This is a genomic window from Tanticharoenia sakaeratensis NBRC 103193, from assembly GCF_000963885.1.
Taxonomy (GTDB): domain Bacteria; phylum Pseudomonadota; class Alphaproteobacteria; order Acetobacterales; family Acetobacteraceae; genus Tanticharoenia; species Tanticharoenia sakaeratensis.
Genome location: NZ_BALE01000003.1, coordinates 61535 through 83112 on the forward strand (window position 1 = coordinate 61535; position 21578 = coordinate 83112).

Here is a 21578-nt window from a genome sequence, read left to right on the forward strand (position 1 = left end):
ATTTTCCATGCGGGGATTTACACGACGCGCGGTGTGCGCGGCGGCACTTGGTGCGGCGTTTCTGCCCGGTGCACATGCTGCTGACGGCATGCGGATCGGGATTATCGGGGCGGGGCATGTCGGCACGACGCTTGGTCGCCTGTGGGCGCAGGCGGGTGACCACGTGATGCTGTCGGCCAAGGATCTGTCGGACGCGCAGGCTGCGGCATCGTCGCTTGGGCCGAACGCATCCGCGGGAACGACGGCGCAGGCGGCGGCTTTCGGTGATGTCGTGGTGCTCGCCGTGCCTTACGGCGCAATTCCGTTGCTCGGGCCTGCCCTGAATCCTGCCGTGGCCGGAAAGACGGTTCTTGATGCGACCAATCCCTATCCGTTTCGCGACGGCGCGATTGCCGGTGTCGCCGGACGCGACGGGGCAGGCATCACTACGCAGCGCTATTTTCCTTCGGCGCACGTCGTGCGCGCGTTCAATTCGATCGACATGAGCAGCGTGGAAGGGCAGGCCCATCGCGCGGCGCCGCTGCTGGCCGTGCCGGTGGCCGGAGATGATCCCGCCAGTGTGCAGACGGTCGAACGACTGGTTCGGGATGCCGGATTCGAACCCGTGCGGGCGGGCGGTTTGCGTGACGCCATGCAGTTTCAGCCTGGCCATATCGGCTTCGAACTGGAAGACGACGCAGTCAGCCTGCGCCGGGACCTCCATCTCAACCCCTGATATGTTGCCAAATCGTATCAGTTTGTCTGTCACCAAATCGTGAACACGTGTGTTGGGAAAGTGCCGGCCGGGCCGGTGCGCAGGGCTTGGCCACATTTTGAAATGGGTGTTAGTAGCCGGGCACGGTCACGGAAGGTTTCGGCGCGACACGATGAGATGCTGGAAATTAAAAACAAGTTTAGTATTTATGTCGATACTGAGCGCCCTGGCAGTCACGACTGATCGTTTCTCTATCGCATTGGCAGCCGAGGGGCCGGCTTCGGTCGGTCAACACAAAATGACCCTGTCCCTGTCTCTCGATGACGCGCGCCGCATGGCCGCGGCCGCCGAAACGCATGCGCGCCAGAACGGCACGAGCGTGGTCGTCACGATCCTCGATGCCGGCGGGCATGTGATCCTGACGGAGCGCATGGAAGGCGCGCAGCTTGCGAGCCTCGCTCTGGCGCAGCGCAAGGCCGTCAGCGCCATCTATTACAAGCGCCCGTCACGCGCTTTCGAGCAGGCGCTGGCCGGCGGCCGGACGGCTGTCCTCGCGCTGCCCGATGCCATGCCCGCAGGCGGCGGCATTCCGCTCATGCAGGATGGCGTGGTCTATGGCGCAATCGGCGTCAGCGGCGGCAACAATGATCAGGACCAGGCTGCGGCGGAGGCGGGGGTCGCGGCTCTCGCCCGGCCGTGATCGTCAGGAAATTGGAAGAGCAGGACATGATGGATCGGGACGGGACGGCGCAGGATCATACAGGGGACGCGCCTGATGCCGGCGTGACGCGCCGCGTCGTGCTGACGGGCGCGGGTGCTACGACCATGGCGGCTGTTTTCGCCGATGCACGCCCTGCGAAAGCGATCGGTTCGGAACAGGAGATGTTCTTCGATATCTCCCGTGCCGTGACCGGTCGTTCGGATCTCAATCCGCAGACCGCCGGCCGCCTGTTGATCGCAATGAAGCAGATGTATGCGGGTTACAGCGACGTGCTGACGGCATTGTCCCAGGCCGTGTCGGGCGGCGGAACGCCGAAGGATATTCTCGCGCGCGCCGAGCAGGCGAATGTGGCGCCCGCCATGCATCAGCTGATCGCGGCCTGGTATATGGGATCGGCGAAGAACGTCATGCATGCGCCGATGGTCTCCTATTACGACGCGCTGATGTATCGCCCGACGCGCGATGCCCTGCCGGTGCCGACCTACTGCTTCGCCGAACCGGGCTGGTGGACCCAGGATCCGCCGCAGCTCGGCATTCCGGCCGTGGCCCCGAAGGCGGCTCCGCCGTCGCCTCCGCCGCCTGTCGCGGTGGAGACGAAGCCGCCGCCGACCACACACGTCCTGCCGAACAAGCCCGTCCATCATCAGGAGCACTGAAGCGTTGTCGTCCCGCCCCGTATTCACGTCCAGTGGCGACGTCTCGGCCGATGTCGTCGTCATCGGATCGGGCGTCGTCGGCGCCCTGGTTGCCCACCAGCTTGCTTCCGCCGGTCATTCCGTCGTCATTCTCGAGGCGGGCCTCAGGCTGCCGCGTTCCGAGTTCGTCGAGCGCTGGCGCAACATGGCGTATTTCAACCGCCTGCACAGCGATTTTCAGGGATTGTATCCGCAGTCCGAACTGGCCCCCGCGCCGCTTTATTTCCCGCCCAACAAATATGTCGGCCTGAACGGTCCGAACGGATCGGCCTTCCAGCAGGGCTATCTGCGGACGGTCGGCGGCACGACCTGGCACTGGGCGGCATCGTGCTGGCGCCATCTGCCCGTCGATTTCCGCATGAAGTCGACCTACGGCGTCGGTCGTGACTGGCCGATCTCCTATGACGAGATCGAGCCGTATTACTGCCGCGCGGAAGACGCGATGGGCGTGTCCGGTCCGCACGACAAGGATCTGCAGTCGCCGCAGGAACGTTCGAAGCCTTATCCGCGCGACATGATCCCATTCGGATATGGCGACAAGCGCGTGGCCGAACTCGTCAATCCGCACGGTTTCAAGCTGGTGCCGATCCCGCAGGGTCGCAGCGTCGAACCGTTCGAGGAGCGGCCGGCCTGTTGCGGCAACAACAACTGTCAGCCGATCTGCCCGATCGGGGCGATGTACAACGGCATTCAGCACGTTCTCAAGGCGGAAGATGCCGGTGCGGTCACGATCGACCAGGCCGTGGTCTACAAGTTCGACACCGACGAGAAAAACCGCGTCACAGCCGTTCATTGGTATGATGCGCACAAGCGTTCTCACAAGGCGCGCGCGCGCGTTGTCGTCGCGGCCTGCAACGGCATCGAGACGCCGCGTCTGATGCTGCTCGCGGCAAACGAGCGCAATCCGCACGGGATCGCGAATTCGTCCGATCAGGTCGGACGCAACATGATGGATCATTCGGGCGTCCACGCGACGTTCCTCGCCAACGAGCCGCTGTGGTTCGGCCGTGGCCCGGCGCAGAGCAGCTGCATTGTCGGGGCCCGCACAGGCGATTTCCGGTCGCAGTATTCCGCGAACAAGATGATCCTGAACAACATCAGCCGCGTTGCCCCGGCAACCGAGCAGGCGCTGGAACTCGGGCTCGTCGGTCAGGATCTGGACGACGAAATCCGCCGTCGCGCGGCCTGCGGCGTGGATTTGTCCGTCAGTCTCGAGCCGCTGCCGGACCCGAACAATCGCCTGACGCTCAGCGACACGCGCAAGGATCCGCTCGGTCTGGCATGTCCCGACATCTATTACGATGTCGGCGATTACGTGCGGCGCGGAACGCAGGCCGTGCACGACCAGGTCAAGCAGATCTCGGGCCTGCTCGGCGGCACGGAACTGCGCATCACGACCGACTACAACGCGAACAACCACATCATGGGCGGCGCCATCATGGGCGACGATCCCAAGACGTCGGTGGTCGATGGCTGGTGTCGCACCCACGACCACACCAATCTGTGGCTGCCCGGTGGTGCTGCGATGTGTTCGGCAAGTGTCGTGAACACGACGCTGAGCATGGCGGCGCTGGGCATTCGTGCGGCTGATTCGATCCAGAACGCATTCAAGGCAGGCGAGGTATGAACGTGCGGTCCTCTCACATGGCGCGCACGGCCCGCACGCTGGCACTTGGCGCGCTGGGTTTCACGGCCGTGCTGTCGGTCTCGGCGCGTGCGCAGGACGCCGACCAGATCGCGCGTGGGCGCTATCTCGCGATCGCAGCGGACTGCGCGGCCTGTCATACCAAGCCGGGCAGCAGCCTGGCCTACGCCGGCGGCTATGGCATCGCATCCCCCTTGGGCAGCATCTATTCGACGAACATCACGCCGTCGAAACAGTATGGTATCGGCAACTACACGCTGGCCCAGTTCACGGCCGTCCTGCGCCGCGGTATCCGCGGTGACGGCGCGCATCTCTATCCGGCCATGCCGTATACGTCGTATGTGCGGCTGACGGACGACGACATCGCATCGCTCTATGCGTATTTCATGCATGGCGTGAAGCCGGTCGATGTCGCGGCGCCGGTTACGGCCCTGCCGTTCCCGTTCAATGTTCGCGCATCGATGATGTTCTGGAACGCGTTGTATCTGAATGCAAAGCCGTTCGTTCCGGACCCGAACAAGTCGGCCGAGGTCAATCGCGGTGCCTATCTCGCGCTCGCGCTGGGACACTGCGACACCTGCCATACGCCGCGTAATGCGATGATGGCCGAGGTCGAAAGCCAGCAGATGGGTGGCGCTGCGATTGCATCGTGGTTCGCCCCGAACATCACCTCGGCGCAGAATGCAGGCATCGCGACGTGGAGTGCGGCCGACCTCGCGCGTTACCTCAAGACGGGTGACGTGCCGGGCCGTGCGCAGGCCGCCGGTCCGATGGCCGAGGCGATCGAGCACAGCTTCCAGTATCTCAACGATGACGATATCAACGCGATCGTTGCCTATGTGAAGCAGCTCCCGGCAAATGCGAGTGCCACGGTCGTCGATCGCCACCAGACGCAGCCGCGTGATGCGTTCGGTGCGGTCTCGGCCGAGGATGCCGTGCTGCGCGGGGCACCGAAGGTCGATCGCGGCGCGCTGATCTATGACGGTGCCTGCGCATCCTGCCATCAGCCGACGGGGCTCGGCAGCAAGGACGGCTATTATCCGCAGTTGTTCCACAATACGGCAACGGGGGCCGATACGCCCTACAATCTGGTCGCGACCATCCTTGAGGGCGTGAACCGGACGATCGGCACAAAGCATTATTACATGCCGGGCTTCGGCCGTGATTCCTACGTCCAGCATCTGTCGGACAAGGATATCGCGGCCGTCTCGAACTACGTGCTCAAGCAGTTCGGCAACCCGGCGGCGCACGTGTCGACGCAGGATGTGGCAAGCATCCGCGCCGGCGGTCCGAAGCCGGTGATCGCGCAGATCAGCCCCTACATCAAACCGGGCCTTGCTGCCCTCGTGGCGCTGGTCGTTCTGGTTGCCGCAATCTTCGCGCTGCGCTTCCGGCGGTAAGCGCTCGTTCCGGGCTTCCTGCCGTGCGATGACACGGCAGAAAGCCCGTTTCTTGTCCCGACCCGCGTGGACCGGGTATCGGCGTCCAGTTGGGATCCTGGACGTGCCCGTGCACATTTTTCCATAGAGCGTGCTCGAGGCACACCGTAAGCGCGGTCTGTTTCTACCCTTTCACATACTTGATGTTTCCCAGACGGCGCGATGCCCATCCGGCTGCCCGCGATCGCTGCACCCGATCCGCCCGTTGTGGCGTTATCAGGCGATGAAGCCGGGTCGTGCCGCATCGCGTGGCATGGCTGCGCGATCGACGGGAGATGTCATCATGTCTGATCCTTATGATCTGGAGCGGTTCGTCGCGGCGCAGAAACCCGTGATGGACGAGGTCCGCCGGGAACTGAGGCAGGGGCGCAAACAGACACACTGGATGTGGTTCGTGTTTCCGCAGATCGCCGGTCTGGGGCATAGCCCCATGGCCCGGCGCTATGCCCTGCGTTCGCTCGCGGAAGCCGGCGCATTTCTTGAGCATCCCGTGCTGGGGCCACGACTCATCGAATGCACCGCCCAGGTGAATGCCGTCGAGGGGCGAACTGTTCATGACATTTTCGGCTCACCCGATGACATGAAGTTCCACGCGTCAATGACCCTGTTTCATCGGGCAAGACCGCAGAAAGACGCGTTCCGGATCGCTCTGGAACGGTATTTCGACGGCCGGGAAGATTTGGCGACATTACGGATCTTGTGAGGTCTGGAACTGAAACCTCGGCGTCCGGCTCTGGAAGCGTCGGGAAATCCGCTCGTCCCTTTCACAAAATCATCGCGGAAGGTGGTCAAGAGGCAGCGGCACGCTGCTCATGGGGGAAATTTTTGCGGGCACGCAGGTGTTGGCCGGTCATATGCCTGCAAGGTTTCGAACCGGCCGATCGTCGGGAGAAAGCCTTACTGAAACTCCGCTCGGTGCCGGGTCACGGCTGCCTGTGCGCAGGCCTCGTCCTTGTCGCCGCCGGGTGCGCCGGACACGCCGATCCCGCCGATGACGGTCCGGTCGGCGCGGCGCAGCGTCACGCCGCCGGGGACGAACAGCACTTCCGGGATCGTGTTCAGAGCGCCGTTTGCGGGGCCTGAAAACCCGCCCTTGATCAAAGCGCTGGTCGTGTCCTGATTGAAGGCAAGGCCGTAGGAAAACGCCGTATAGGCTTTCCGATAGGATACCGAGAGCGACTGCAACGGCACAGTATCGCCCTTGATGATGACCTGCTCATGGCCGGACGGGTCGACCACGGCCGCCGTCACCGAATAACCCTGTGCGGCACAGGCGCGCACGGCATCGGTCGCCAGTGCGGTCGCGGTCTGCCAGTCCAGTTTCTGGCTCGTCACCAGATGGGCGGCCTGGGAAACGGCCGGCGCTGCCACGGCAGGCGCCCCCGGAATGGACGCTATTGCAAGACCGGCGGCGGCAACGGGCGCGAGGCGCGGCATCCTGTGGCATACGAGGATGACGCGGTGGCAGGAGGCGAGGACGGGCATGAAGGAGCGCTCCGACGAAGGTGGCGCACCCATAAGATCGTGTTCAGTCGGGAAAGACGACCGTACGCACGCCGTCCAGCAGCACGCGATCCGTCAAATGATAGCGAACGGCGCGCGAGAGTACCCGGCGTTCCACGTCGCGTCCTTTGCGGATCAGGTCGTCCGGGCTGTCCGCGTGGCTGATGCGCTCGACGTCCTGTTCGATGATCGGTCCTTCATCGAGGTCGCCGGTCACGTAATGGGCCGTCGCCCCGATCAGCTTCACGCCGCGGGCCTGAGCCTGATGATAGGGACGCGCGCCCTTGAAGCTGGGCAGAAAGGAATGATGGATGTTGATGCAGCGTCCGGTCAGCTCATGCGCGAGCTGGTCGGACAGCACCTGCATGTACCGTGCGAGCACCACGAGATCGCACGCCAGCATCGAGAGCAGGGCGCGAAGGCGATCCTCCTGCGCTGCGCGTGTGTCCCGTGTGACAGGCAGGTGATGATACGGGATGTCGCCCAGGAGACCTGCGATCGTGGGCGAACAGGGGTGGTTGGAGACGATGGCGACCGGTGTCATCGGCAGTTCGCCCAGTCGCCAGCGATACAGCAGGTCGGCCAGGCAGTGATCGAACTTCGACACCATCAGGACGACGCGGCGTTTCGTGCGCCCGTCGTTCAGGGACCAGCGCGCACCGAACTGCACGCCGAGCTCGCGCAGCGCGGTCGACAGTGAGCCCGCCGTCATGGCGGCATCCCCGCCTACGGCATGGAAGGCGACACGCATGAACAGGCGGCCGGTGCCGGGGTCCTCGTGCTGGTCGAATTCGTCGATGGTCTGACCGTGGGCAAACAGCGCACCCGAATAGGCGGCGACGATGCCAGGACGGCCGGCACAGGTCAGGGTCAGTGTATGGGTCATGCGGATCTTCGGGGCTTACTTTCGGAATGGCTATAGCGGCCGTCCCGACTGGTTCTATCCACGTGCTTTCCCGGCGACAACGGTTCGTGCCGTTGCGACAAGTGCTGCATTGTCGGGCGCGATCGTGCCGTCCGGCAGACGGAAGCCGTCCTCGAAACAATCCGCGTTTCGTGCCCTGAGCGCGCAGCTAGAGCCACCATGGGCCAGACGATCGGTTCCTGCTCGCCATGCAGCAGAACTGGCACGGAAAACCGATCGCCGATCAGGCAGAGGATGGCTTCAGTCTCGATTCGGGCACTGTCGAAATCTATCAGGTCGATCTCGATCAGGATCCGGTGCAGTGTCAGGGGATGAGACAAGGCGATGAGGCGGCCTGCGTCATCGCAACTGGCCAGCCCGGCGTCGATCCCGATTCCGCGTTCCTCGAGCGCTGCCATGACCTCGCAGGTTCCGGGTTCGCTCAGATTGACGGACGCATGGTCGGGGCAGATCTCGAACTGTCCGATCGCTGCGACCGTATGGCGGTGATCGCCACAGATCGACAGCACGGTGGAAATGCTGACGGGCATGCCCGGGCATGCCGTGCGGATTGCTGCCAACGCGTCGCCGACAAGAGCAGAATCGAGGCTTTGCACGCCATCCGTATCACGCGGATGGCAATGAATGTCCGTCGCACCCGCCAGCCGACAGGCTGACGCGTCGGCAGCAAGGGCGTCCGGCGTCGTGGGCAGACGCGGATGGGCGCCCGACAGGCGTGCCCCATTGAGGCATGCCTGCAGCATCAGCCGTTGCTGCGCGCGAGCTCGTAAAGGGCGACGGCAGCGGCGTTGGAGACGTTCAGGCTTTCCATGTCACCCGGCATGTAGAGCGATGCGATCTCATCGCAGCTCTCGCGCGTCAGGCGGCGCAGTCCTGCGCCCTCGGCGCCCAGGACGAGGGCCACGCGACGTCCTTCGAACGCGCTGCCGTTCAGTCGCCCGCCGCCGGCATCCAGCCCCACGACCCAGAGCCCGGCCTGCTGGAGGCTGGCCAGACTGCGTGACAAGTTGACCTCTCGCAGGACCGGCACCGTCTCCAGGGCGCCCGAGGCCGCCTTGGCCAGTGCGCCGCTCTCCTGCGGCGTGTTGCGATCCTGAAGCAGCAGGGCGCAGGCACCGAAAGCCGCAGCTGAGCGCAGGATCGCGCCGATATTGCGCGGATCCGTGACCTGATCGAGCACGAGGATCGGGCCGGGGCGCAGCAGCGCGTCTGCGATCGTCGGTGGGTTCAGCGGCTCCACGCGGAGCGCGATTCCCTGATGCACGGCGTCGCGTTCGCAGAGCCGGTCGAGCCGCGTGCGATCCACGATGGAAGGGCTTCCGGAAATGGCCACATGGCGCGCGGCGAGCGCGTCCTGCGCTTCACGGGTCAGGAGGATTTCGTGGATCGCGCGCTGCGGATTGGCCAGCGCAGCGGACGCAGCGTGCATGCCATAGAGCCAGTAACCCAGGCCAGATTTCGAGCCGGGTTCCGGTGCGTGTGTGGCAGCGGGGCGCGGTCCCGCCGCGCCCGAGGCTGGCGCGCGGGACGTGTTCGCAGGGGTAGAGGAACGGGGAGGGGTGCCGCGCGTCTGTCCCGCGCGGCCCGGACTGCGTCTGGCCATGATGCTATCCTATAGGCCGCGACCGCGCCCCGCGTCACCATGCCGAAACGGCATCGCAATCGTTCGTTGGTCGGTTTTCCTCTCAACACGGCGTTGACAGGCAGCGCGATCCCTCGTAATCCGGCCCGCAAGCGACCTCTGGAGAGATGCCCGAGAGGCTAAAGGGGGCGGACTGTAAATCCGCTGGCGTACGCCTACGTTGGTTCGAATCCAACTCTCTCCACCAAAGTCCCGCCCATAAACTCTTGTAGTTATTGGTCGAACGGGATGGGACCTTGCCCTCTCTCAAGCTTGGCCCCAAATGCGTGGATCTGGTCGTCTCACCCGGCAAGCTGTTCGACTTTCCACGGGCGTCGTGAACGTCGTCACCAGATCTCGGGGCAGGGCCGAAACATCCCGTCGATATCGACCGCGCGTCTGCAGATTTGCTGCCGAGGATTTCAGGCCGTGAGCCTAGTCCATATTGCTAGAAGCGTCGCTCGAGCTGATGCCCGAACTGCGTCGGGATTCTCTGGTGCCCTGCGCGGAGGCCTCCGCGTTGTCCTGCATACAGAAAGACCGTTACCGCGACGACAAGCAGAATGAGACCGTAGATCACGCCTCGTATCATGGCTGCTGTCCTGCCAGTTTGGTGATGTTGAAGGTCGCGCAACGATATCTTGCTTGCATGAGGCGTCCTTGAGAGCGGGCTGAGCACTGGCCCGCGACAGCGGGCCCGGCAGCGGCGCACGAACCTGACGATCTCCGTGTCGGCCAATTGATCTGGTCATCCCGGCGCATCTTTGCCTGGAACACCCTGTTTCTCTGCCGAAAGACGTGATGCGATCCCGCCAATCGCCAATCGCCAATCGCCAATCGCCAATCGCCAATCGCCAATCGCCTGTTGGAGGCTCGCCTGCTTTTTGCGGGAGCAGGAAGTGGCCCCGCTCCCATAGCAGCATTCAGGCGCCGTCGTCCTTTTCTTCCGCAGCGATCGTGGCCCATCGTTCCTCGTTCTTGCCCTGCGCTGTCTTTTGGCTTCCATGGGATTCAGACAGCAGTCAGGAAGGACAAGGCATGGGCACTTTCACATTGATCGAGATGACGGCAAGACCCGGAGGATTGCCGGCGCTGGTCGCGGCATTGTCGGAAGCCTGGAGCCCACGGCCGCCGGACCGGCTGCGCGGTTGCTGGAGCGTCGATCTTGGTGTCCTGAACCGCGTGATCGTGCTGGCTGAAGGAGGCCAGCCAGTCGAACTGCCACTCGGGACGGTGCACTCGGATATCGAGGTTACACGGTCCGTCTGGCATGGCCTGCCGGATTTGATGCTGCCATCTCCGGGCAAGCATGGGCCCTGTTACGAACTGCGGTGCTATGACGTCCTGCCGGACCGTATTGCCGACGTACATGCGGCATTCCTTGGCGCGCTTCCCACTCGGTGCGCGCTGTCGCCGCTTCTGATCGCCATGCAGTCGGCGGATGGCGCGCCGCGGTTTGCCCATATCTGGCCCTATGCCGGTCTGGATGCCCGTCAGGCAATCCGGGCGGATGCGGTTGCGACCGGCCAGTGGCCGCCGCCGGTCTCGTCCTTCCTCGCCGGGCGCATGACGGCGGAAATCATGTGGCCGTTGACCTTCTCGCCGCTTCAATGAGGGGCGTCGCTTGACCCGGTCGATCATGGAACCGTAACGGTCGCAGTAACGCGGCGCACCTGCGCCCGCCTTACCGGAGACCGTTCCCCATGAAGTTGACCAACTGGGCCATTCTGGCCGCAACGGCCAGCGCGCTTGCTTATGGCGGCATGGCGCAGGCGGCCGATGCGGCCCTGTCATCGGCAGGCAACCCGTTCGCCGCCCCGAGCGCCCTGCCATATCAGGCACCGCCTTTCGACCGGATCAAGGACACGGACTACCAGCCGGCCTTCGAGCAGGGCATGGCCGAACAAGATGCGGACATCGCGAAGATCACGCATGATCCGGCAGCCCCGACCTTCGACAATACGATCGTGGCCCTGGAACGGTCCGGCCGCATGCTCGACCGGGTCAACCTTGCCTTCGGCGGAGTCTCCGCTGCCAACACCAATGCGACCCTCGATGCCGTCGATCAGGCTGAAACGCCCAGGCTCAGCGCGCATGAAGACTCGATCTATCTGAGCAAGCCCCTGTTCGCGCGTGTTCGCGCGCTGCATGACCAGCGTGCGCACCTGAAGCTTGATCCGGAGCAGGCGCAGCTGCTGGAGGTCTACTACCAGCAGTTCGTTCATGCAGGCGTTCTGCTGTCCGATGCCGATCAGGCGAAGCTGCGGGCGATCAACGAAAAGATTGCATCTCTCGAAACCGATTTTCATCAGAAGCTTCTGGCTGCGACGAAGGCCGGGGCTCTGGTGGTTCATGACCGGGCAGCGCTCGCGGGGCTCGACGCTGCCACGATCGACAATGCCGCCGAGGCCGCGAAGGCGCGCGGATTGCCCGGCAGCTGGCTGATCGCGCTGCAGAACACGACGCCCCAGCCCGCGCTCGAGGACATGACCGACCGGGCCACCCGCCAGGCCCTATTCGAAAGCAGCTGGACGCGCGCGGAGAAGGGCGACGCCAACGACACGCGCGGAACCATTGCCACCCTTGCGCAGCTCCGCGCCCAGAAGGCCACCCTGTTCGGTTATCCAAACTATGCCGCCTATGTGCTCTACGATCAGATGGCGAAGACGCCTGAAGCCGTCGAACATTTCATCGCCCGACTGACACCAGCGGTCGCGGCAGAGCAGAAGCGCGAGGCCGCCATGTTGCAGGCCGCGATCGCACAGGATCATCAGAGCTTCACGCTCAAGCCGTGGGACTGGGCGCATTATGCGCAGATCGTTCGCCGCGCGAAATATGCGCTGGACCCGGATCAGGTCAAACCGTATTTCGAACTGCACCGCGTACTGGAAGACGGCGTCTTTTATGCGGCCAATCAGCTCTACGGACTGACTTTCAAGCGTCGTACGGACATTCCGGTCTATCAGCCGGATGTCATGACGTACGAGGTATTCGATCATGATGGATCGCCGCTCGGGTTGATGTATTTCGATTACTTCAAGCGCGATAACAAGAGCGGCGGCGCGTGGATGTCGAATTTCGTCAACCAGTCGAAACTGCTCGGCACCAGGCCGGTCATTTATAACGTTGCGAATTTCGCAAAGCCCGCGCCCGGTCAGCCTGCGCTCATCTCGTTCGACGACGCGACGACCATGTTCCACGAGTTCGGTCACGCGCTGCACGGGCTGTTCGCGGATCAGACCTATCCGACGCTGTCCGGTACGGCGGTGGCGCGTGACTTCGTTGAATTCCCCTCGCAGTTCAACGAGCATTGGGCGCTCGATCCCAAGGTGTTCGCCCATTATGCGCGTCATTATCAGACGGGCGCCCCCATGCCGCAGATGCTTGTGGACAAGATCAAGCGGGCAGCAAAATTCGATCAGGGCTTCGTCTTCGGCGAGATTATCGAGGCCGCTAAGCTGGACATGGACTGGCATGCCCTTCCGGCATCAGCGCCGAAGCAGGACGTGGACGCGTTCGAAGCGGCATCGCTCGGGCGCATGGGGCTCGATACGGCAGACGTGCCGCCGCGCTATCGCAGCAGCTACTTCCTGCATATCTGGTCGAACGGTTATTCCGCCGGATATTACGCCTATCTCTGGACCGAAATGCTCGACGACGACGTATTCTTCTGGTTCCGGTCTCACGGCGGGCTGACACGGTCCAATGGCCAGAGATTCCGGGACATGATCCTCTCGCGCGGCCACACGATGGATTACGGTCCGATGTTCAAGGCGTTCTACGGACAGGCGCCTGATATCGGACCGCTGCTGGTGAATCATGGTCTGAACGTCACACCGAACTGAGATCGTAGAGGGCATACCTTTGCGGCGGCAAAGCCGCTCGCGAAGGATGCGCCTTTGTGTGACCAACAAATAAAGCTCTGTCTTACAGTAACTTGCCCAAGTTTTTAGCCTGCAGATAGACCGGACTGTGATACTTTCGCCACAGTAGGGGGTTTGTTATCTGATCGCGGTTTCGTGCAGTTTATCACATGACAGAACGGTAATATACAGGCCACATGGTGTTAAGGAGAGCGCGCCATCGAGAGGGCAAGATGTCCGATCGTGTTCTCCCGACCACATCATGGTTCAACCGATCGCGACGTGCCCATCAGCGACATGCACGGTCTATTTGGTGAAACGAACATGGCCACACCAACGTGGTTCAGGCTGGGGCTCCGTGCGACGCTCGCCTGCACGGCGCTTTATTGCGTGAGTCCCAACGCATTTGCTCAATCCCAGGTCGGTGCCAATCCGCAGGGTGCCGGTCAGAACAGCGAGGAGCCATCAGAGCGCGTGAATGCGCAGCTCGGACAGTTCACGTCTCCGCAGGACATCACGCCGCCTCTGCCGCAGCCGGAAGCGATCCTGACCGATCCGTTCGGCTGGAACACGTATCTGCGTAATCGAGGTGTCGCGTTCACGTTCGACAATACCAACGAATTTACTGGTGCCATTACCAAGCCGACGCCCGGTTACGGACTGCGACAAGGCAGCAGCAACGCCGGCCAGTATTCGATGGAGAGCGACATCGACTGGGAACGTCTTGCAGGTTGGCGTGGGTTCTCGACCCATGCCGTCATCGTCGGCCGTTATGGTATTCCGGCCAGCAGGATGTTCGGTGACAACCTGAACCCCAGCTCGGAAATCTACGGCGCCGGCGGCAACGTCGCGGTCCATTTCGTCTATGGCTATGGCGAAGAGACACTGTTCAACGGGCATCTCGATATCATTGCAGGCCGCATACCGTTCCTGAACGATTTCTCGTCGAACCCGCTGTACTGCAACTTCATGAACAATGCGTTCTGCGGAAATCCCAAGGCCTCGTCAGATAATATTGCGCATTCGTCGTATCCGGATGCTGTCTGGAGCACGCGCATCCGCGTACGGCCGACCAAGACCACCTATATCCAGACCGGTGTCTATTTCGCGCAGGCCGGCATCTACGGGAACACCCAGTATCGCACCGGCTTCAAGTTCAACGGTGCCGATATCAATGGCGAAGCGATCCCGGTGGAAGCCGGCTGGGAGCCGATTTTCTCCAAGGGAACGCTGCCCGGACATTACAAGCTCGGCTTTGCCTGGGACACGACCGATCACAAAGACACGTATTACGACGGCTACGGCAATCCGTATGTCCTGAGCGGTCTCGATCCGCGACGGAATCATGGAAGCTGGGCCGCATGGGCTCTGGCCGACCAGATGCTCTATCACCACAAGGGCGGCGCACCGGCTGCTGGTCTGACGGCCATCGCGGGTGCGTATTTCAACAGCCAGCGTACATCGACGCGTGCACAGCAGTATGAGATCGGCCTGCTGGATCGCGGCTTCTGGGCATCCCGTCCGCTGGACGCGGTCGGCGCGAACTTTTCGTATGTCCGCGTAGCACCGAAGGTTGGCCAGACGCAGGCTCTTCAGCTGCAGTATGATGATCCTCTGCTGAACGGCTCATACGGCGTGCAGAAATACGGCATGGTTCTTGAACTGCTTTATCAGATCCACGTTTTCCGTGGCGTCACCTTCGCCCCGGACTTCCAGTACTACTGGCGCCCGGGCGCACAGGAAGTGCTGCATAACGCCGCAATGCTCGGCTTCAAATCCCACATCCAGTTCTTCTAAGAACCGGATAGTTTTTGGGGCGACACGTTCTCGCGTGTCGCCCTTTTTTTATGCGTGCTGTGTAAAAACCGCGAGCGGCAGGGCGCCATCGAAATAGCCAAGGGCACCGTCGGCCAGATCGACATCGTTGTCGGATGTCAGAAGGTTCTGCCAAACCGGATCCGTGTCTGGCAGACGCAGGCGCGTTTCGTGAAAACGCGCGTCCGATATCGTCAGATCGGAACCCGGTTGCAAACCGAGGGTCAGGCGCGGAGCGACGACCAGCATGGTGACGGTGGCACTCCGGCGCAGGAAGACGATCAGGTGCTCTGCGAGAGGTCCCTCGACGATGACAGGTTCGTATGTTCCTCTGGCAAAGAGGTCCGGCTGCGTGCGCCGGAAAGCCAGGACGGTTGCGATCAGACGCTGCTGGACGCCGCCGTCGGACCAATGCCGTGCCGCTTCGGCAAGCATTTCGTCACGCGCCAGCATCTCCCGGCGCGCAGCGAAATCGACCGGGCGGCGATTGTCCGGATCCACCAGCGACAGGTCCCAGAATTCGGTGCCCTGATACAAGTCCGGAACGCCCGGCACGGTGAGACGAAGCAACGTCTGGCTCAGGCTGTTCAGGGCACCCGCGGCACCGATTTTCCCGACATAGGCTTCTATGGCGTGCGCATATGGGCCGTCATCGATCATCAGGTCGAGAAAGCGTGCGCACGCTGCTTCATACAGGCTGTCGGGTGCGTTCCATGTCGTTCGACGTGCGGCTTCGCGCAGTGCCTTCGTCTGAAAAGCCTGAAGTCGTTCCCGGAGCGCTGCACGTGTGACGTCGTCGCGAATACCGTTAACAGGCCACGCGCCGATCAGGGACTGATAAAGACAGAACGCGTCTGCCTGATTTGGTCCTCCCGTTCGCAGGGACGCGTGTTCCCTGAACCACTGTCGAGCGGTCTCGGGCCAGGAAGCGGCCGGTTCGCTGAGCACGGCCAGACGCGCGCGCGTATCCGCGCCGCGCTTGTGGTCGTGAGTCGCGGTCGTCACCATGCCATCGGGGGTGCGTGCCCGCCGGGCGATATTGGTTTTATGAAATGCCGCCACATCGGCTGAAAAAACCGAAGGGTCGCCACCGACATCGACGCGCGACAGCGCGCGGCCGTATCTGTAAAACGCCGTATCCTCACCCGCTTTTGCCGCGAGAGGCGCTGTCAGATGCTCGAACTGGGCTGCTATGACATGATGGCGGCCGGCATCGAGACCAGCCAGTGTTCCATCCAGCAGGCAACGAAGCCAGTCAATGACGGCATGGCGCGGCGATGGCGTCCGATCACGCGCGGCGTCTGTGGCGCGCGCCAGTGCCCGTTCGGCCTCAGGAGGGCGAGCGTCGGGAACGTCCGCACAATAGCTTCGGTATGTCGGAAAACCAAGACAGATCGCACGGAGCCCGGCTTCGATGTCGGGCAGCGTGAAATCACTCGCACAGGCAGTTTCGCGGCTGATTTCTGCGCACAGGCCGACCAGTCGGCCAAGCTCGGCCTGGAACGAATCGTCCAGCATCTCCGTGCGCGCTTCATGCTCGAGCGCCTCGAACGAGTGCGGTGAAAGGGACTGCCACAGTGTCGTGACAGGCCCTTCCCCCCGCGGATCGTGAAGCACGAGAGACACGTCTTCCAGAAACTCATAGCCTGTCGTTCCGGTCACCGGCCATGCTTCCGGAAGAGCTTCGTCCCGGTTGAGAATTTTCTCGACGTAGACAATCGGCGGGGCGTCCCGCAGTCCGTCGGGGCGACGCGCGCGAAGTGCCTCAAGTCGATCGTGCAGCTTCCGACAATACGCGCCGGGTTGCGTCAGGCCGTCCACGTGGTCTGCCCTGATTCCGTCGATCAGGCCTCGTTCATAGAGCTCGAAGACCTTGGCGTGGGCCGCCGCGAAGACCGCATCGTCTTCCATCCGAAGCGCTGCGAGACTGGTCACATTGAAAAAACGTCGCCAGTTGATGAGCGCATTGCCCGATCGCCAGGAGCACAACCGATAATGCTGTCGGTCGAGCAACGCGAGCAGCCGTGTCCGGCCCGGTTCCGTCTCAGGGGCAAATGCCGTGGGATCGTCCCGCAGCACGTGCCTGATCTCATCATGATGTTCCGGGCAAATCGGATAATGCCGTCCACCATCGTGAACGACAAAGCCATGCGTATCCGACGGCCTGAGCGTGAGCTCGCCTGCAGCAAGCGTATCTGCAAGCGACGCGCCCAGGAACGGCAACAGTACGCGGCCGTGTAACGTGGGATCAGGCGGAACCCAGTTTATATCGAAGAAGTTTGCGAAGCGGCTTCTCCGCCCGTAGGCGAGTATGTCGTCCCACCAGATATTCCCGTCGGCCGCTACGCCCATATGGTTAGGAACGATATCGAGGATGAGCCCCATGTCGCGCGCGCGCAACGCGGTGACGAGCCGTTCCAGCCCGGCCGTGCCGCCGCGTGCCGGGTCGATGTGCGCGCAGTCGATCGTATCATAACCATGCATGGACCCTTCCACCGACTGGAGAAGGGGCGAAGCATAGATGTGGGAAATGCCGAGATCGGAAAAGTAGGGGACGAGCGGTATCGCCTCGTCGAGGGTGAAATCCTTGTGGAACTGCAGGCGCGCGGTTGCGCGAAGCCGCGCGCTCACGACCGGGCTGCCAGCGCTATGGTCGCGCTTCGGGGCGGAAGGTGTGTCTGGCCCTTTTCCTGCCACGCGGAACTCTCGCTCGTGGTGAACACGACATCATCCCGCACAATCGGCGGAATACCGACCGTGTCATCGCCAAGATTCAGCGCAAGCGACAATGTTGTTTTGCCGAGTGCCCATGTCGCGAAAACGGCCTTGTCACCCACGACGTGTGCGCCTGTGCTGCGTGCCTGCGGAAGCAGCGGCACGATGCGCTCGTTTCGGATCTGCAGAAGCGTCCTGGTCAGGGCAAGCCATGATTTGCCGTGTGGCGTGTCGCGCTCGTTCTGGTCCGGGATCGAGCGATCAAAGGTGGACGATGCATTGGGGTTGGCGATCCGGGCGCGGGCCTCGGCATTTTCGAAAGCCTCGAATTTCGAGAATTCCTTGCGCCGGCCTTCCAGAACCTGATCGCCCAGTTCGCCCTGATAGTCGGTGAAGAACAGGAACGGCGTATGGCTGCCCCATTCCTCGCCCATGAAAAGCATGGGGATGAACGGGCTCAGCAGTAATGCCGCGTAAGCGGCCTGGAGAGCTTCCGGATCGGCCAGATCCATCAGACGCTCGCCAAAGGCACGATTGCCGATCTGGTCATGATTTTGCAAAAAGTTGACAAAGCAGGTTGTCGGAAGATCGCCGCTTTTCTGGCCTCTGGGCTTTGTCGCCCCGGGCGGCGTCTGGCCCTGATACAGGAAACCGTCGCGCAGAATGGTCGTAAGTCCCGCAGTGGGATTTTCGACATACTGGCCGTAATAGCCTTCGTGTTCACCGGTTAGAAGGACATGCATGACGTTGTGGAAATCATCGTTCCACTGGGCGTCATAGCCGCTTCGGAGCAGGGCAGCGTCGTTGTTCTCATTTTCCAGGATGAGATGAACATGGCGGTCGGGCTCGCAGATTGCATCCAGTCTCTGACGAAGCCCCGTGAACCAGTTGCGGTCGCTGATGGCCCATGCCGCATCGATGCGCACGCCGTCGAAGCGGAATTCCATCACCCACATCAGGACGTTTTCGTGAAAATATCCGGCGACTGCCGGATTTGCGAACGCTATGCCGCGCCCCCAGGGCGAGTTGGCGTTGTCGTCGAAGAAGTCATCGGCATAGGACGCGAGATAATTTCCATCCGGCCCGAAATGGTTGTAGACCACATCGAGCAGAACCATAATGCCGCGTTCATGGGCGGCATCGATCAGCGCCTTCAGTTCGTCCGGCGTGCCATAGGCCGGATGTGGCGCGTATGGCAGGACGCCGTCATATCCCCAGTTGCGCGTGCCGCCGAAGCTTGCGACCGGCATCAACTCGATGGCGGTGACGCCGAGCGCTGCCAGCCTGTCGAAATGCGTCTGGACGCCGGCATAACCGCCCATGGTGCCGACATGGAGCTCATAGATGATGGCTTCGTGCCAAGGGCGGCCTTTCCAGTCGCCCGTCTTCCAGGCATAAGCCGTCTGGTCAACGACTTCCGACGGTCCGTGTACGCCGTCGGGCTGAAAGCGTGATGCGGGATCGGCGACTGCAAGGTCATCCGAGATACGGTAGCGGTATCGCGCGCCAGGCGCGCACGGCACCTTGGTCTCGAACCACCCCGCACTGTCTTCGCGCATGGGCATCGGTTCCGTGCCCTCCAGTTCGAGCGTGACCTGTTTGCACGACGGAGCCCACAGTCGAAACCGCGTCGTCCCGTCCGGAAGCGGGACAGGGCCATACTGTCCGTCGAAACGAAAGAAATCTGTCATGGCGAAAATGTCCCGGAGTTCGCACGGCGGTCAGCCGACGAGCGAACTTGTGCTGAGATAAAGGGTCGACAACGGGGGCAGGGTCAGCACGATGGACTGCTCAAAACCGTGCGCCCCAACTGGAGTTGTCGAGGCACCGCCAAAATTGCCGACGTTGGACCCGCCGTAACGGGCGCCGTCTGTATTGATGCATTCGTGCCAGAAACCATTGTCAGGCACACCGATGCGATAGTCAGGACGCGGGACAGGCGTCATGTTGCAGACGACGAGCACGCTCGGGCAATCGGGTGCACTGCGTAAAAGCGCGAAAACGCAGTTTTGCGAATCGTCGGCAATGATCCAGCGAAAGCCCTGCCAATCGTCGTCCGAGCGATGCAATGCTGCAAACCCGCGATAGGCCGCATTCAGATCGCCGATCAGCAACTGCATGCCGCGGCCGAGCGGCTCATCCAGATGATGCCAGTCGAGCTCGTGGTCGTGGCGCCACTCGCGCGCCTGAGCGAATTCCTGGCCCATGAACAGGAGTTTTCGTCCCGGATGGGACCACATCAACCCGTAGAGCGTGCGCAGATTGGCATGTTTCTGCCAGTCGTCCCCAGGCATCCGGGCCAGCAGCGAGCCTTTCCCATGAACGACCTCGTCATGCGACAGCGGCAGCACGAAGCGTTCGGAATAGGCATAGATCATGCCGAACGTGACATCGCCGGCATGATGGCCGCGATAGATCGGATCGCGCCCGAAATATCGCAGCGTGTCATGCATCCAGCCCATGTTCCATTTGAACCGGAACCCGAGGCCGCCTTCATCCGGAGATTTCGTAACCCCAGGCCAGGCTGTCGATTCCTCGGCGATCAGCATGACGTCGGGGTGAAGCGTATGCATGACGTCGGACAGTCCGCGCAGGAACGCTATGGCTTCCAGATTCTCGCGCCCGCCATGGATGTTCGGCAGCCATTCGCCGTCCTTGCGGCTGTAGTCGCGATAAAGCATGGATGCGACTGCATCAACGCGCAGACCATCGACATGATACCGTTCGAGCCAGCACAGGGCCGATGCGATCAGAAAGCCGCTGACTTCGTTCCGTCCGAAATTGTAGATCAGCGTCGACCAGTCCTGGTGAAATCCTTCGCGCGGATCGGCATGTTCATAAAGACATGTGCCGTCGAAAGCGGCGAGGCCGTGCATGTCCGACGGGAAGTGCGCGGGGACCCAGTCCATGATCACGCCAAGATTGGCCTGATGGCAGCGGTCGACGAAGCGCGCGAAATCACGCGGGTGTCCATGCCGGGCCGTCGGTGCGAACATGCCGAGCGGTTGATAGCCCCACGATCCCGAGAATGGATACTCCGTGATGGGGAGCAGCTCGATATGCGTGAAGCCCAGATTGGTAACATACGGAATAAGGGCGTCCGCCAGCTCCTCCCATGTGGGATAGCCGCCGTTGCTGCGACGCCAGGATGCAGCACTCATCTCATATATCGAGATCGGCGCTGTGGTGTTCTGGCGTGTGCCGCGTGTTGCAAGCCAGTCCGCATCGTTCCAGACGAACGGCGTCGGGTCGTCGACGACGGATGCGGTCGCGGGAGGATGCTCGGCCGCCAGAGCATAAGGATCCGCCTTGCCCGGGAGCAGACCGCCATGCGACGCGATGATCTCGTACTTGTATCGCTCGCCCGGACCGATATCGGGTACGAACAGTTCCCAGATGCCGGCTTCGTGACGAAGACGCATCGGATGGCGGCGGCCATCCCAGATATTGAAGTCACCAACGACCGAGACGCGCCGTGCGTTCGGCGCCCAGACGGCAAAACGCACGCCCGAGACGCCCTCGATCTCCATGGCCTGCGCGCCCATGATGCGATGCAGGGATTGATGCCGTCCCTCGCGGAACAGATGAAGGTCGAGTTCGCCCAGAAGCAGCCCGAAACTGTACGGATCGTGGGTATGCTGCCATCCATCCGCCCAGAGAATCTTGAGCTCGTAGCGGCAGTTATTCGGAATTGCGCCAACGTAGACGCCGCGCGGATCGATGCGCGTCATGGGCTTCTCGATGGGGGCCGCGCGCGGGCGGATCACGACCAGACGGACCTCTTTCGCATCCGGCTGGAAGACCCGCACGATATCCTGCCGCTCCGCCTTGTGCCGACCGAGGAAGGCAAACGGGTCATGACAGGTGCCGTGCAGGAGTGCATCGATCGTCTCGACGTCAGAACGGCGCGCAGGAGGAAGCGGGGCGGCCTGCGTCTCCGCA

General features: G+C 62.4%; 16 protein-coding genes and 1 tRNA gene. 10 read left to right on the forward strand and 7 right to left on the reverse strand.

Going from position 1 to position 21578, the window contains the following annotated elements; genetic code table 11:
- Window positions 1–7 precede the first annotated feature (7 nt).
- The 6 genes from B8446_RS01025 (at window position 8) to B8446_RS01050 (ending at window position 5897) form a co-directional block, all read left to right on the forward strand.
- Window positions 8–715 (forward strand): NADPH-dependent F420 reductase, encoded by a 708-nt coding sequence (locus tag B8446_RS01025; RefSeq protein ID WP_048846285.1) that lies wholly within the window; start codon window positions 8–10, stop codon window positions 713–715.
- Between the two features lie 277 nt (window positions 716–992).
- Window positions 993–1394: a GlcG/HbpS family heme-binding protein gene (locus tag B8446_RS01030; protein ID WP_241767571.1), complete on the forward strand. Its 402-nt coding sequence runs from the start codon at window positions 993–995 to the stop codon at window positions 1392–1394.
- A 26-nt stretch (window positions 1395–1420) separates the two neighbouring features.
- Entirely contained in the window at window positions 1421–2071 is a 651-nt protein-coding gene (locus B8446_RS01035) for a sugar dehydrogenase complex small subunit (protein ID WP_053053592.1), read from the forward strand.
- 4 nt (window positions 2072–2075) lie between these two features.
- The gene (locus B8446_RS01040) at window positions 2076–3737 is read left to right on the forward strand and encodes a GMC family oxidoreductase (RefSeq protein WP_048846287.1); all 1662 of its coding nucleotides are present in this window, start codon (window positions 2076–2078) and stop codon (window positions 3735–3737) included.
- Entirely contained in the window at window positions 3734–5155 is a 1422-nt protein-coding gene (locus tag B8446_RS01045; protein ID WP_084711951.1) for a c-type cytochrome, read from the forward strand. Before B8446_RS01040 ends, B8446_RS01045 begins: the two co-directional genes overlap by 4 nt.
- A gap of 322 nt (window positions 5156–5477) precedes the next feature.
- Entirely contained in the window at window positions 5478–5897 is a 420-nt protein-coding gene (locus B8446_RS01050; protein ID WP_048846390.1) for a DUF1810 domain-containing protein, read from the forward strand.
- A 194-nt stretch (window positions 5898–6091) separates the two neighbouring features.
- Here the strand turns inward: B8446_RS01050 and B8446_RS01055 are convergent, their stop codons facing one another.
- From B8446_RS01055 to B8446_RS01070, 4 genes are read right to left on the reverse strand one after another with little or no spacing between them, the layout of a single operon-like run.
- Window positions 6092–6679, reverse strand: a complete 588-nt coding sequence (locus tag B8446_RS01055; RefSeq protein WP_241767572.1) for a GlcG/HbpS family heme-binding protein — start codon at window positions 6677–6679, stop codon at window positions 6092–6094.
- A 43-nt stretch (window positions 6680–6722) separates the two neighbouring features.
- A complete protein-coding gene (purU, locus tag B8446_RS01060) occupies window positions 6723–7583 on the reverse strand; it encodes a formyltetrahydrofolate deformylase (protein WP_048846291.1) in 861 nt (286 codons plus the stop codon).
- Window positions 7580–8365, reverse strand: a complete 786-nt coding sequence (locus B8446_RS01065) for a 3-keto-5-aminohexanoate cleavage protein (protein ID WP_048846293.1) — start codon at window positions 8363–8365, stop codon at window positions 7580–7582. Before B8446_RS01065 ends, purU begins: the two co-directional genes overlap by 4 nt.
- Complete coding sequence (locus tag B8446_RS01070; protein WP_084711952.1) at window positions 8365–9225, reverse strand: TrmH family RNA methyltransferase; 861 nt, start codon at window positions 9223–9225, stop codon at window positions 8365–8367. The genes B8446_RS01065 and B8446_RS01070 overlap by 1 nt, the downstream gene beginning before the upstream one ends.
- Window positions 9226–9365: 140 nt before the next feature.
- Between B8446_RS01070 and B8446_RS01075 the strand changes: the two genes are divergently transcribed.
- The 4 genes from B8446_RS01075 to B8446_RS01090 all read left to right on the forward strand — a co-directional run bounded on the left by B8446_RS01075 (window position 9366) and on the right by B8446_RS01090 (window position 14903).
- Window positions 9366–9451 (forward strand) — tRNA-Tyr (locus B8446_RS01075).
- Window positions 9452–10281: 830 nt separating this feature from the next.
- Window positions 10282–10857, forward strand: a complete 576-nt coding sequence (locus tag B8446_RS01080) for an NIPSNAP family protein (RefSeq protein WP_053053593.1) — start codon at window positions 10282–10284, stop codon at window positions 10855–10857.
- A gap of 149 nt (window positions 10858–11006) precedes the next feature.
- Window positions 11007–13088, forward strand: coding sequence for a M3 family metallopeptidase (locus B8446_RS01085; protein ID WP_241767578.1), 2082 nt, complete (start codon window positions 11007–11009; stop codon window positions 13086–13088).
- A gap of 342 nt (window positions 13089–13430) precedes the next feature.
- Window positions 13431–14903 (forward strand): carbohydrate porin, encoded by a 1473-nt coding sequence (locus tag B8446_RS01090; protein WP_241767573.1) that lies wholly within the window; start codon window positions 13431–13433, stop codon window positions 14901–14903.
- 48 nt (window positions 14904–14951) lie between these two features.
- Here the strand turns inward: B8446_RS01090 and treY are convergent, their stop codons facing one another.
- From treY to glgB, 3 genes are read right to left on the reverse strand one after another with little or no spacing between them, the layout of a single operon-like run.
- A complete protein-coding gene (treY, locus tag B8446_RS01095; RefSeq protein WP_048846301.1) occupies window positions 14952–17552 on the reverse strand; it encodes a malto-oligosyltrehalose synthase in 2601 nt (866 codons plus the stop codon).
- Window positions 17549–19327 carry a malto-oligosyltrehalose trehalohydrolase gene (gene treZ, locus B8446_RS01100; protein WP_048846303.1) on the reverse strand — a complete coding sequence of 593 codons (1779 nt, stop codon included), beginning with the start codon at window positions 19325–19327 and terminating at the stop codon, window positions 17549–17551. The genes treY and treZ overlap by 4 nt, the downstream gene beginning before the upstream one ends.
- Window positions 19328–19357: 30 nt before the next feature.
- Window positions 19358–21523 carry a 1,4-alpha-glucan branching protein GlgB gene (gene glgB, locus B8446_RS01105; protein ID WP_048846397.1) on the reverse strand — a complete coding sequence of 722 codons (2166 nt, stop codon included), beginning with the start codon at window positions 21521–21523 and terminating at the stop codon, window positions 19358–19360.
- Between the last annotated feature and the right edge of the window lie 55 nt (window positions 21524–21578).

What these genes read in the sequence shown, in the direction of transcription:
- B8446_RS01025 (WP_048846285.1), top strand. Translation starts at nt 8, where the DNA reads ATGCGGGGATTTACACGACGCGCGGTGTGCGCGGCGGCACTTGGTGCG.
- B8446_RS01030 (WP_241767571.1), top strand. Translation starts at nt 993, where the DNA reads ATGACCCTGTCCCTGTCTCTCGATGACGCGCGCCGCATGGCCGCGGCC.
- B8446_RS01035 (WP_053053592.1), top strand. Translation starts at nt 1,421, where the DNA reads ATGATGGATCGGGACGGGACGGCGCAGGATCATACAGGGGACGCGCCT.
- B8446_RS01045 (WP_084711951.1), top strand. Translation starts at nt 3,734, where the DNA reads ATGAACGTGCGGTCCTCTCACATGGCGCGCACGGCCCGCACGCTGGCA.
- B8446_RS01050 (WP_048846390.1), top strand. Translation starts at nt 5,478, where the DNA reads ATGTCTGATCCTTATGATCTGGAGCGGTTCGTCGCGGCGCAGAAACCC.
- B8446_RS01055 (WP_241767572.1), bottom strand. Translation starts at nt 6,679, where the DNA reads ATGCCCGTCCTCGCCTCCTGCCACCGCGTCATCCTCGTATGCCACAGG.
- purU (WP_048846291.1), bottom strand. Translation starts at nt 7,583, where the DNA reads ATGACCCATACACTGACCCTGACCTGTGCCGGCCGTCCTGGCATCGTC.
- B8446_RS01065 (WP_048846293.1), bottom strand. Translation starts at nt 8,365, where the DNA reads ATGCTGCAGGCATGCCTCAATGGGGCACGCCTGTCGGGCGCCCATCCG.
- B8446_RS01070 (WP_084711952.1), bottom strand. Translation starts at nt 9,225, where the DNA reads ATGGCCAGACGCAGTCCGGGCCGCGCGGGACAGACGCGCGGCACCCCT.
- B8446_RS01080 (WP_053053593.1), top strand. Translation starts at nt 10,282, where the DNA reads ATGGGCACTTTCACATTGATCGAGATGACGGCAAGACCCGGAGGATTG.
- B8446_RS01085 (WP_241767578.1), top strand. Translation starts at nt 11,007, where the DNA reads ATGGCGCAGGCGGCCGATGCGGCCCTGTCATCGGCAGGCAACCCGTTC.
- B8446_RS01090 (WP_241767573.1), top strand. Translation starts at nt 13,431, where the DNA reads ATGGCCACACCAACGTGGTTCAGGCTGGGGCTCCGTGCGACGCTCGCC.
- treZ (WP_048846303.1), bottom strand. Translation starts at nt 19,327, where the DNA reads ATGACAGATTTCTTTCGTTTCGACGGACAGTATGGCCCTGTCCCGCTT.